Origin of the sequence: Bacillus cereus group sp. BceL220, assembly GCF_051776965.1 — a bacterium.
Taxonomy (GTDB): Bacteria; Bacillota; Bacilli; order Bacillales; family Bacillaceae_G; genus Bacillus_A; species Bacillus_A cereus.
On sequence record NZ_JBPWBC010000004.1, the window covers coordinates 149,763 to 162,335 of the forward strand.

Here is a 12,573-nt window from a genome sequence, read left to right on the forward strand (position 1 = left end):
AATTTACAAAAATATAAATTAAACCACATTCATTCTAAATTAAGAAGAATAAGAGCTTTTTTATATACAAATAATAAAGCTCAAGGAGTGGTTGACATGCATTTCATATTAAATATGTTAGGGATTTTCGTTGTCATATTAATCGTTTTCTTATGTTCGCCTAATAAAAAACATATAAAATGGAGACCAATTGTAATTCTCATCCTATTGGAGCTTTTTATTACGTGGTTTATGTTAGGCACAAAGCTAGGCAGTATTATCATTAATAAAATAGCGTCATTTTTCAGTTGGCTACTGGCATGCGCGAACGAAGGTATTCGATTTGCATTTCCTTCCGCTATGGACAGTCCACACATTGATTTCTTCTTTAGTGCATTACTTCCTATCATTTTTGTTATTACTTTTTTCGATATTCTATCTTATTTCGGAATCTTAACTTGGATTATTGATAAAGTAGGTGCAGTTATTTCAAAGATTTCTCGTTTGCCAAAGTTAGAAAGTTTCTTTTCCATTCAAATGATGTTTTTAGGGAACACCGAAGCACTTGCAGTTGTTCGTGATCAATTATCTGTTTTAAAAGAAAATCGTTTGTTGACTTTTGGAATTATGAGTATGAGTAGCGTTAGCGGATCCATTCTTGGTGCTTATTTATCAATGGTTCCAGCAACATATATTTTCAGCGCAATCCCATTAAACTGTATTAACGCATTAATTTTAGCCAATGTATTAAATCCTGTTGAAGTTTCGAAAGAAGAAGACGTTGTTTACACACCTTCCAAACATGAAAAAAAGGATTTCTTTTCTACTATTTCAAACAGTATGTTAGTCGGGATGAATATGGTTATCGTTATTTTAGCCATGGTAATTGGATATGTAGCTTTAACAGCATGTTTAAATGGGATTTTAGGCTTTTTTGTAACGGGGTTAACAATTCAAAAAATCTTCTCCATTATCTTTAGTCCTTTTGCATTTTTACTCGGTTTATCAGGCAGTGATGCTATGTATGTAGCTGAATTAATGGGGATCAAAATAACGACGAATGAATTTGTTGCAATGATGGATTTAAAATCAAACTTAAAGTCGCTACAACCGCATACGGTTGCGGTTGCAACGACATTTCTAGCTTCTTTTGCTAACTTTAGTACAGTAGGTATGATTTACGGAACTTACAATTCATTATTTGGCGGAGAAAAATCATCAGTCATCGGTAAAAATGTTTGGAAGCTTCTTGTTAGCGGGATGGCTGTTTCTTTATTAAGTGCTATGCTCGTTGGGCTATTTGTATGGTAAATAATTTTTATAATAAAAGACACTCAAGCCAATTGAGTGTCTTTTATTATTATTTTCGAATTTGTCCATTTCCACGAATCACATATTTTGTAGAAGTTAATGCTGGAAGCCCCATTGGTCCTCTTACGTGTAACTTTTGTGTACTGATACCAATTTCCGCTCCGAATCCAAATTCGGATCCATCTGTAAAACGAGTCGATGCATTATGATAAAGTGCCGCGGCATCTACAGAAGTAAAAAACTTGCTGACGTTTTCCTCGTTTTCAGTAATAATTGCTTCAGAATGCATAGATCCATACGTATTTATATGATGAATCGCTTCTTCAACAGTGGAAACCACTTTCACTGCTAGTGTGAGAGATAAAAACTCAGTTTCCCAGTCTTCTTCTGTCGCAAGTAAGATAGAAGTATCAATTGCCACTGCTTTATTATCACCACGTAGCTCCACCCCTCTTTCCTTCAAGGAAGAAAACAACTCGCTACCATATTGCTCTGCCCAATTCTCATGAAGTACAATCGTCTCAATTGCATTACATACAGATGGACGCTGTGTTTTTGCGTTTATAATAATATTAAACGCCATTTGTTTATCTGCTGTTTCATCAATGAATATATGACAATTTCCCGCACCTGTTTCAAGTACTGGAACAGACGCTTCTCTCACTACTGTATCAATTAATTGTTTACCGCCTCTTGGTATAAGAACATCCAAGTACTCGTTCAATGTAAACAACTGTTTTGCACTATCTCTCGTTGTATCTTCTATGAGCTGTACACTTTCTGAAGGCAAGCTAGTTTGCTTAAGCGCCCGGTGAATAACGCTAACGATGGCTTTGTTAGAATGGATAGCAGAAGAACTACCACGTAGTATTACTGCGTTTCCTGTTTTTAAACAAATTGTAGCAGCATCAACAGTTACATTCGGTCTTGCCTCATAAATCATTCCGACAACACCAAGTGGTACGCGCATCTCCTGAATAGATAGTCCATTTGGTCGTTCCCATGCACTTACACATTCTCCAATAGGATCACGTAATTCAATTAACTGCTTAATACCCTCTGTCATATCAACAATTCGCTGTTCATTCAGCAAAAGGCGATCAAGGAGTGAATGAGAAAATCCTTTCTCCTTACCTTCTTCAATATCCCGTTTGTTTTCTTCTAAAATATAAGCTGTTTCTACTATCAGCTGATTAGCAATTGCAGCAAGTGCTTCATTTTTTTGATCTGTAGTTTTAAGCACAAGTTCTCTAGCAACCTCTTTTGCTTTTATCCCCTTTGCCAACACTTCATTCATTTTCATTTCCTCCTTTTTAAAGTGAAACCCAATGATCCCTATGGATGACTTCATAACTATGTCTCTCGCCTCTTACTTGAATATCTTGGCTTTGCATACCTTTTACATCTCTTAGTTCCTCTGCACTATATGTGCATTGTCCTTTTCCTATTACGCGCCCTTGTTGCGTTACAACCTCTACAACTTCACCCACTTGGAAAAATCCTGATACATTCGTAACACCAGCTGGAAGTAAACTCTTACCATGCTGAATGATGGCAGTAGCCGCCCCAGCATCTACTTCAATTTGTCCGCTAACAAGCGAATGCAAGGCAATCCATTGCTTGTTCATCTTCATTTCTTTTTGAGGAGCATTACCAACATACGTTCCATCACCCTTACCCTTCAAAACATCTACAAACTTTTCCTGTCCACGTCCTGTCCCGATAAATACACTCACACCAAGAGAGAGTGCTGTCTTTGCAGCATCGATTTTTGATTTCATACCACCAGTCCCAAGTTTTGAGCCAGCATCTCCTGCAAGAGAAGAAATTTCTTCCGTAACTTCAGGAAGAAAATAATATTTTTTTGCATCCGCATTTTTCTGAGGATTTTTGTCATATAACCCGTTCACATCCGTAAAGATCATAAGCATATCCGCCGAAACAAGCCCGCTTACTAAAGCTGACAGCATATCATTATCACCGAACGTCAGCTCCTCTAAAGAGATGGAATCATTTTCATTAATAATTGGAAGAGCGGAACGGTTTAATAATTCTCCTAACGTAGCGTAAGCATTACTATACTGTTCTTTTCTAGAAAAATCACTTCTCGTCAACAAAAGTTGCGCAGTAACGATGCCATATTTACGGAATTCCTCCGTGTACGCCTGCATTAACAAACTTTGTCCGACAGCTGCTGCAGCCTGTTTCCCTTTAATCGTTACAGGTCTGCTAGGATATCCTAGCGCTGAAAAACCTGCAGCGACGGCTCCAGATGTAATTAACACAACCTCGTGCCCATCTTCTTTCAACCGAGCCAATGCGGCAACGTGATCTGAAAGCTGTTCTGTAGAGATGCCTCCGTGACTATCTGCCAAGGAACTACTCCCAATCTTTACAACAACTCGTTGTTTTTTCACTTTTTTATCCCCCAAGTCTAAAATCAAAGTTTTTTATAAATTACACTTCATTCACTTTGTAACTATATCTATTCTCATCAATGCTGCACTGAAGTATTTAAGAGCAAAATAAAAATGACCGCTTCGCCCTTAATAAAATAAAAAGGACGAAACGGTCATTGTTCCGCGGTACCACCTTAATTGATATACATAGATATCCACTTGGTGCCTATAACGCAGGCGAACGCCTAAACTTTCATTTAAGACTCAGGGATAGGTTCGATATATTCTATACGAGGAATCTTTCAGCCGGTGAATTCCACTCTCTTTCGCAAGAAGACATATGTACTAATTCCCTTCAACGATTTTCAATCTAATTTTTTTATATTATGCGATATAGTTCGATTCGGTGTCAAGAGGTATTTTTAAAAATAAATAGAGCCGCAAGTTATTTGTATGAAATTATCGCCCTACTGAATGAAAATACAAAATGATATAAGTTTAACTCATATTCATAAACATAAAATCTTAAATTATAGTGTATATGTTTACATAATGTCGAATATAATTAATTTTTATCTTTTAGTGTTGCAAAAAGGAATATATTCTCTTAGAATGTTTCTTTATATTGCACAGGGATGTTATTCTTATTCTAAGAAAATAATATCAAACCGATATAATTGATTATAAAAGGAGCAAGATTGAGTTATTATGGATAAACAAATTGGATTCATCGGTTGCGGAAATATGGGAATGGCTATGATTGGCGGAATGATAAACAAAAATATAGTGTCTTCAAATCAAATTATTTGTTCAGATTTAAACACTGCTAATTTAAAAAATGCTAGTGAAAAATATGGGCTAACTACAACTACCGACAACAATGAAGTAGCTAAAAATGCTGATATTTTAATTTTATCAATCAAACCAGACCTATACGCGTCAATAATTAATGAAATAAAAGAAGTAATCAAAAACGATACTATCATCGTTACGATCGCTGCTGGGAAAAGTATTGAAAGTACTGAAAATGCCTTTAATAAAAAAGTAAAGGTTGTAAGGGTAATGCCTAATACTCCTGCTCTTGTTGGAGAAGGAATGTCTGCATTATGCCCGAATGAAATGGTGACAGAAAAAGATTTAGAAGATGTACTAAACATTTTCAATAGTTTTGGTCAAACAGAGATCGTAAGTGAAAAATTAATGGATGTTGTCACATCCGTAAGTGGTTCTTCACCAGCTTATGTATATATGATTATAGAAGCGATGGCAGATGCTGCTGTACTAGATGGTATGCCAAGAAATCAAGCATATAAATTCGCTGCTCAAGCTGTGTTAGGCTCTGCAAAAATGGTACTAGAAACAGGAATACATCCAGGTGAATTGAAAGATATGGTTTGTTCTCCTGGCGGAACGACAATAGAAGCTGTAGCAACATTAGAGGAAAAAGGACTGAGAACAGCGATTATTTCAGCTATGCAGCGTTGTACGCAAAAGTCTGTTGAACTATCTGGTCAAACTAAAAAGTAAAACTGTAAAAGAGATCGCGTTAGCTATGAATTCATATGAATTTAATTAGAAATTCACTACATGATAAACGGCCAAACTCATATATACTTGAGTTTGGCCGTTTCAGTTTTAATTATATTAAAATAATTTCATTCGAATCTTCTTTACAGGTTCTGTTTTATCCCTTACCTATTCCCTACTATGATTGTGTAATTTTATTAGAAACTAATAATTTTTCAATGCATTTCGGTAACATATCTAATAGCGTTTCAAATGCGTAGTTTACATCTAGACGTTCTGTCCATTGATGTGCATCTTTTCCTACCGGCCCCATATTTAATACTGGAACATCAAACTCTTCTAATTCCTGAAGCGGAATTGAATAACCTTTATCCCATAATGGCATATTGTCTACAAGCGAACTCATTGAATCCAGTGGATACTGCAAGCCTACATAGCTTAAATCTGAAATCCCCCCAAAATAATTTTGGTTTTCAAATGTAATTTTATGATTGTAATGTGCATACTTTTCCATTTCTACAACTACCTCTTTTATTAAAGGATTGTTGCGTGAACTCACAGCTGGATAGTACGGCGGAGCGAAGAAAAGTACAATCATCGGTGCCTTTTCTTTACATAAAATCGCTAATTTATCTACTAAATCAATCGTTACCGCACGATCATCTTTATCTCCTCTATTTTTTATAATATTAGATTGAATATGATTTATTTTTTCTCGTCCATGTTGCTCAATTGCATATGTGATAAGCTCTTCATAAGTTAATACATTTACTTTGAGATTAGGTGGTATAAATGGATTATATTTAGAAAAACGATATGCATGTTTTTCATACGACTCTTCTATTTTCTCTGCTACTTTCGTTACTTTTTGACGTAACAATGAAACTACATCTGTCATTGATTTTTCTAATAAAAACAAATTAAATAATGTAACTGCACGATGCGGAATTTGTACAGAATAATCCTCTTTTAAGTCCCTTTGAAGTAAGTTAGTTGGCGGAGGACTCGCTTCCCCTTCTACAATATCACAAAGGTCTGTGTTTAACTCTAATTCTGCTGTTATTAATGAAGCCATATAACTCCCATTTAAGCCTGCAAAAGGTTCACCTACATGTGTCTCTTTTCCATAGCAAAGAAAACCAGGTAACACTTTACCTATAGAGCCAGTGTAAATATACTTATTTTGGTCACCAGGATGTCTTGAAAACATAGGCTCTGAGTTTAAGACCGTTTTATAATCTAAGTTATGCTCTCTAGCTAAATCTAACAGTCTTGGAACAGCGGCCCTCATCCCTACAGAATTCACTTCTTCATCTGGTACAGCCAATAAAAGAACATTCCCATCGAATCTTCCTTCACATGCTTGTTCAATCATTGCCATTTGTAATGCTAGACCGCATTTCATATCCATTGTTCCTCTACCAAACAGCCATTCCCCATGTTCTATATCTTCACGTACATGGTCTGGAAGTTCATCTTTATGAGAATAAAACATAGATGTTAACTTTTTAGGATTAAATGCATCTTCTTTCCACACTCCGTAATCTTGTACATCTACAACATCAAAGTGACTTACTAGAATTACAGTATTTTTGGTACTATCGCTTTTCTTTACTAGTGCTGTAACAAAATATCGTCCGTCCCCTGTCGGATTTTTTTGTAAATGATGCGGGTTTTCTTTGAAGTACTGTAAATCAGATAACTGTTCCACAACAAAGTCTGGCAATATTACTTCAGCTTCTGAACCGGTAATACTAGGAATTTCAACAAGACTTCTTAATAATTGAATCAATTGTTCTTTTGATTGCCACTTTGACATATAAATCCCCCTATTTTTCCGCATTATGAAAACTAATTCCAATATATGAATAAAAAAATGACGACAGCTATCAAAATTATAGTTCTGATGTACTGCCGATTTTTATTGATATTTCATGAGCCGCTTGTTTTACCTTGCTAATAAGAAAAGATAGTCGATCATCATTAATACGATGACTAATTAACCCAACACTTAATGCTCCTACTACTTTATGATTAAATCCGATAATAGGTGCAGCTACTGAAGCTGTCCCTTCTGTTTTTTCACCATAACTGACAGCATATCCTTCATTTTTTATTTGCTTTATTTGATTAAGAAGAATTTGCTTTTGTTCTGGTAATGAAGAAAGTAAATTTTCTACAATATGTTCCATTTCATTCGTTTTCATATTGGCAAGCATCGTTTTATTTGCGGCACCAATTGAAAGTGGAATTTGTTCCCCTAGATTATCGATAACTCGAATTTTTAAAGGACTATCAATTCTTTCAATGATAATAGAATGTGTTCCGTTTGGAATATTTAAATAGACACTTTCCTCCACTTCAGCAGCTAAACGTTTCATCACTTCTCTTGCAACAGATCTGTAGTCTACCTTCTCCAATTGACGTAACCCTATTTCCATCCACATTGGTCCAATTTTGTACTGTTTTGTCTCTGAAATTTGTGTAACTAACCCATGCTCCATTAAAGAGTTAAGTAATCTATGTACTGTACTAACCGGGAGATGTGTTCCATCAGCTATATCAGAAATAGCCCAATACTCTTTTTCATTTGTAGAATTCAATAATTTAATAATACTTATCGCTCGATCAATGGACTGTACCATAACTCGCCTCAACTTTACTCGTAATATGTTAGTATGCTTAATTAACTATCAATTTAGCAAACATTCGAAATGAAATCAATCTATTTATTTATTTTCTAACAATAAAAACATATCACTAACAAAGAATTGAAAACGCAAACAAAAAAATATTGACTTTTCTTTTTAATTATCTGAAAATTATAACAAGATTTCACATCACGGAATACATTCCATAATACGGAAAAACATCAAACTTTATTCTATCAACTATGAAAGTGAGGAAAACAATGGCGCAAGTAAGCAATACAAACAATGAATTAAAACGGACGATGAAAAGTAGACACTTATTCATGATTGCACTCGGTGGTGTGATTGGAACGGGGTTATTTAACGGATCTGGCTTTATTATAAGTCAAGCTGGACCTGGCGGATCCGTACTTGCCTTTATGGCCGGTGGATTATTAATGTATTTCGTTATGCTATGTCTTGGTGAACTTGCTGTAGCCATGCCTGTTTCAGGTTCTTTCCAAGAATATGCCACTAAGTTCATCAATCCTGCAACTGGCTTTACAATCGGATGGTTGTATTGGTTAAGCTGGGCGAATACGACCGGTCTTGAATTTACAACTGCCGGCATTACAATGCAGCGCTGGTTTCCTGATATTCCTGTTTGGGTTTGGTGTTTAATATTTGGCGTTACAATCTTCACTATTAACGCGTTATCTGCTCGTAGTTATGCAGAAACAGAATTTTGGTTTTCAAGTATAAAAGTATCTGCCATTATCGCTTTCATTATTCTTGGCGGCGCCGCTATGTTCGGTTTTATTGATTTAAAAGGTGACGAACCCGCTCCGCTATTATCAAATTTCGTAAATCATGGTGGTTTATTCCCAAATGGACTTGCCGCTATTCTTTTAACAATGGTTACAGTCAACTATTCCTTCCAAGGTACAGAACTTGTTGGAATCGCAGCAGGTGAAAGTGAAGATCCAGCAAAAACTTTACCTCGTTCTATTAGAAATATTATATGGCGCACGATGTTTTTCTTCGTCTTAGCAATCTTTGTTCTTGTTGCTTTAATTCCTTGGGAAGAAGCTGGATTAACAAAGAGCCCATTCGTTGCTGTTTTTGATAATATCGGTATTCCATATGCAGCTGATATTATGAACTTTGTTATTCTTACTGCTGTTCTTTCTGTTGCAAACTCAGGACTATACGCTGCTACTCGAATGCTTTGGTCTTTATCAAAAAACGAAATGGCTCCAGCCTTTTTAAAGAAATTATCATCACGTGGGATTCCTCTCAACGCTTTAATCATGACGATAGCTATTTCTGCTTTTTCTCTTTTGACAAGCGTAGTAGCTGCTGAAACTGTTTACTTGTGGCTCATTTCAATTTCCGGAGTCATTACCATTATTGTTTGGATGTCAATTTGTGTTTCTCAATTCTTTTTCCGCAAACATTATTTAGCAGACGGCGGAAAATTAGAAGACTTAAAATTTAAAACGCCACTTTATCCACTCGTACCAATTCTTGGTTTTGGATTGTATGGCATTATATTAATCAGTCTTATTTTTATCCCAGAACAACGACTTGGAATCTATTGCACTGTCCCATTTATCATCTTTTGCTACACTTACTATCACTTTAAAGTTAAGAAAAGAAATTCTACTAACACTCATAGTGAAACTAAAATTAGCGAGACTTCGTAATATTTGACGATACATAAAAGACCACACATGGCGTTTCACTTCATGTGTGGTCTTTTATCGTTCCTTCTCTCATTTCCCCCTACTATTGAAAGAATTATTTATAACACTTTAAGTTCTGGATTGCTCAGGTGAACTTTGGGTTGAAAAATGAGCATTTCTATACCTTTCCCGAAATTTCAAGTTCTGCTAATGATGTTGTAGAAAGTGTTAATGTAGTAAATACTATAATACTAACAATTACTATTCATAAGTTGATGATTCTGCTTACTATTACTGTTTTGTTTTGATATATTTAATATATATTTAAAGACAGACAGGAGTTAGATACGATGATAAAAGGTTTTGGAGGAATATTTTGGAGAACTAAGAATCTTGAAGTTATAAAAAAATGGTACAGTGAAGTGTTGAAACTTGATATAGAAGATTGGAATGGAACTGTGATTAAACCCCAGTTAGGAAATGAGACCATCTTTTCTTTCTTTACAGAGAATGACAATTATTTTCCAAAAGAACAACAAGTGATGTTAAATTTCGAAGTACATAATCTAAACGAGACTATAAAGCATCTTGAGAATATTGGTGTACCTCTTGAGAAGAAAGAAGAAATCAGTGAATTTGGACAGTTTATTTGGATTAAGGATCCTGAAGGTCGATTGATCGAACTTTGGGAGAAATAGTGGATTCTACTTATTTACTATTAAGTTAACAGCTGCGTTAATACATCAAGGTAAATAAAAAAGTCGATTCCTTTAACTCCACAGGAAATCGATTTTTTTTTGGAGTTAAACTTCTTAGCTTTGTAAATCCTCATTTTTCAAATTCTACCCTATGGCCACCAACTTAAAAACATAAAAAAACGCTATTCTTACGAAAAGAATAGCGTTTTTCATTATTTAAATATGATTTCATCTGAATTTAATAGATATATCCCCTCTCCTACAAAAGTAGTAGAGTGTTCATTTAAACACTTACTACCTCAGTGGGATTTATCACATTCCAATTTCAATATAATAGTAAATAGGTATATCGGATATAGATGTACATTACTAGGCTTATACATATTTCAACTTTAGAATTACATTCACTATTTAATTGGTAGTTACCAATAAAGAAAGGAATGATCATAATAATACAGAACATATACGAAACTCATTTACATGTAAGAAATTTAGAAAACGCAATAAATTTCTATCAAAACAAGCTAGGATTAACGTTAGCAAGAAAATTCTCCAAAAGAAGAGTGGCTTTCTTTTGGGTCGGAGAAAATAAACAACAAATGCTTGGACTATGGGAAGTACATAACATTGAAGACTTTGAGCCGAGACATTTTGCTTTTGGTGTAAATTTAGAGTTTTTAATGACTTCTAAAGCGTGGTTAGAGGAACGTGGAATAGCAGTGATAGGAAGTCAAGGAAAAGGAAATCAAGAGCCAATTGTCCAAAGGTGGATGCCTGCTGCAAGTGTATACTTTCTAGATTGTGATGGAAATAAATTAGAATTCATTTCTATGTTACATAAGAATCCAGATGAATTAGAATATGCGTCCTATTTAAGTGTATGGAATGAGGAACACCAAGAAAAATGAATGGAATTTCCGTTCAAGTCTTTTCTTATTTTTGGATATAATGTTGTACGATTCCCCATTTACTATAAATTTGTTAACATAATGCATTTACTGTCATCTTATATTTGTACTTACGTACGAGCAATTCCTAATCTGCTTCAATTATAATTTGAATCATTTAATTTTTCTCCTTATCTGGCATCTACTCTTTAAACACAAACTCCCCTTAAATCGAAAATGATTAAGGGGAGTTTTATATACGATGCAATTATAGTTCAGATTTCACTCGAACAGAAACATTATTTTTAATTATATTTTTGACATCTTTAAAGCTAACAAAATTGTTACTTTTCTCATCCCAAAGACGGAAACGGAGTGATTGTAAGCTTGTAGCAAGCGTAATCGTTGGTACATTTTTCAACGGAAGCGTATTATTGTGTGCCTCTTCTAGTTTATAGTTAGGTACTCTTGGGCTTAAATGGTGAACATGATGGAATCCAATATTACCAGTTAAGAATTGCAAAATTTTAGGAAGCTTATAAAAAGAACTTCCTTCCACTGCCGCTTTCACATATTCCCAATCTTTATCCTCTTCAAAATAAGAATCCTCAAATGTGTGCTGTACGTAAAACAACCAAATCCCTACTGAACCTGCTATTAAGAATATAGTACCATGTACTAAAAGAAACGATTGCCACCCAATTGCCCAGCAAAGTATAGCTACTACAGCAACAATTATAATATTCGTCAAATAAGTATTCATACGTTCTTTCTGTCTTGCACCTTTTCGGTTAAATCTATTTTTAAGCAAGAAAACATAAATCGGACCTAATCCAAACATAACGAATGGATTGCGATATAAACGATATGCTAAACGAAGTCTAAATGGTGCAGCTACATATTCATCAACTGTAAGCGTCCAAATATCCCCTGTACCCCTCTTATCCAAATTACCACTTGTAGCGTGGTGAATAGAATGTTCATGCCCCCACTGATCAAATGGGAATAATGTTAAAACACCCATACACGTTCCAACTATTCTATTTGCACGTCGACTTTTAAAGAACGAATAATGGGTGCAATCATGAAAAATAATGAAAATCCTTGTCATAAATCCAGCGGCTAACAGTGCTGGAACTAATGTTAACCAATAAGAAACTGACAAACTTTTATAAGCAAGGTACCATAAAATAATAAATGGCACGATTGTGTTGATCAGTTGCCAAACACTTTTTTTAATCGTTGATTTTTCAAAAGGAGCAACTTGTTTTTTTAAATTTTTAGTATTTTCTAAGGTCATTGTTCTAATTCCTTTCCTTTTTGTTGCTAATTCATATTATAGCACACTATTAGTATCAGGTGTTAAAAGTAGCTATAATAAATATTTTATACTATGAAAATCTCTTTTTTCTTACTCATTACTTACAAATTTCTTACGTCCAAAATAGCTTCTATAA

The 12,573-nt window shown here is 34.7% G+C and carries 10 protein-coding genes and 1 other annotated feature; of the genes, 5 read left to right on the forward strand and 5 right to left on the reverse strand.

Going from position 1 to position 12,573, the window contains the following annotated elements; genetic code table 11:
• Positions 1 to 96: 96 nt before the first annotated feature.
• The gene (locus tag ACS2FK_RS12910; protein WP_063547700.1) at positions 97 to 1,290 is read left to right on the forward strand and encodes a NupC/NupG family nucleoside CNT transporter; all 1,194 of its coding nucleotides are present in this window, start codon (positions 97 to 99) and stop codon (positions 1,288 to 1,290) included.
• Between the two features lie 49 nt (positions 1,291 to 1,339).
• Here ACS2FK_RS12910 and ACS2FK_RS12915 read toward each other — a convergent pair whose 3' ends face one another.
• On the reverse strand, positions 1,340 to 2,587 hold the full coding sequence (locus ACS2FK_RS12915) for a glutamate-5-semialdehyde dehydrogenase (protein ID WP_063547702.1): 1,248 nt from the start codon (positions 2,585 to 2,587) through the stop codon (positions 1,340 to 1,342).
• A gap of 16 nt (positions 2,588 to 2,603) precedes the next feature.
• Positions 2,604 to 3,707, reverse strand: a complete 1,104-nt coding sequence (proB, locus tag ACS2FK_RS12920) for a glutamate 5-kinase (protein WP_006924529.1) — start codon at positions 3,705 to 3,707, stop codon at positions 2,604 to 2,606.
• 139 nt (positions 3,708 to 3,846) lie between these two features.
• Positions 3,847 to 4,057, reverse strand: a binding site (T-box leader).
• Between the two features lie 340 nt (positions 4,058 to 4,397).
• Between proB and proC the strand changes: the two genes are divergently transcribed.
• On the forward strand, positions 4,398 to 5,216 hold the full coding sequence (proC, locus tag ACS2FK_RS12925; RefSeq protein WP_063547704.1) for a pyrroline-5-carboxylate reductase: 819 nt from the start codon (positions 4,398 to 4,400) through the stop codon (positions 5,214 to 5,216).
• Between the two features lie 178 nt (positions 5,217 to 5,394).
• Here the strand turns inward: proC and ACS2FK_RS12930 are convergent, their stop codons facing one another.
• Both ACS2FK_RS12930 and ACS2FK_RS12935 read right to left on the reverse strand, forming a co-directional pair.
• Positions 5,395 to 7,059 carry a M20/M25/M40 family metallo-hydrolase gene (locus tag ACS2FK_RS12930; protein WP_142321542.1) on the reverse strand — a complete coding sequence of 555 codons (1,665 nt, stop codon included), beginning with the start codon at positions 7,057 to 7,059 and terminating at the stop codon, positions 5,395 to 5,397.
• A gap of 52 nt (positions 7,060 to 7,111) precedes the next feature.
• Positions 7,112 to 7,861: an IclR family transcriptional regulator gene (locus ACS2FK_RS12935; protein ID WP_000250751.1), complete on the reverse strand. Its 750-nt coding sequence runs from the start codon at positions 7,859 to 7,861 to the stop codon at positions 7,112 to 7,114.
• A gap of 266 nt (positions 7,862 to 8,127) precedes the next feature.
• Here ACS2FK_RS12935 and ACS2FK_RS12940 point away from each other — a divergent pair, with 266 nt between their 5' ends.
• From ACS2FK_RS12940 to ACS2FK_RS12950, 3 genes are all read left to right on the forward strand, one after another.
• Positions 8,128 to 9,552 carry an amino acid permease gene (locus ACS2FK_RS12940; protein ID WP_000079995.1) on the forward strand — a complete coding sequence of 475 codons (1,425 nt, stop codon included), beginning with the start codon at positions 8,128 to 8,130 and terminating at the stop codon, positions 9,550 to 9,552.
• A gap of 329 nt (positions 9,553 to 9,881) precedes the next feature.
• The gene (locus ACS2FK_RS12945) at positions 9,882 to 10,229 is read left to right on the forward strand and encodes a VOC family protein (RefSeq protein WP_000589591.1); all 348 of its coding nucleotides are present in this window, start codon (positions 9,882 to 9,884) and stop codon (positions 10,227 to 10,229) included.
• Positions 10,230 to 10,678: 449 nt separating this feature from the next.
• Positions 10,679 to 11,137, forward strand: coding sequence for a VOC family protein (locus ACS2FK_RS12950; RefSeq protein ID WP_063549329.1), 459 nt, complete (start codon positions 10,679 to 10,681; stop codon positions 11,135 to 11,137).
• 247 nt (positions 11,138 to 11,384) lie between these two features.
• On the opposite strand, the gene ACS2FK_RS12955 is transcribed toward ACS2FK_RS12950, so the two are convergent.
• Complete coding sequence (locus ACS2FK_RS12955) at positions 11,385 to 12,416, reverse strand: fatty acid desaturase (protein WP_000171504.1); 1,032 nt, start codon at positions 12,414 to 12,416, stop codon at positions 11,385 to 11,387.
• Between the last annotated feature and the right edge of the window lie 157 nt (positions 12,417 to 12,573).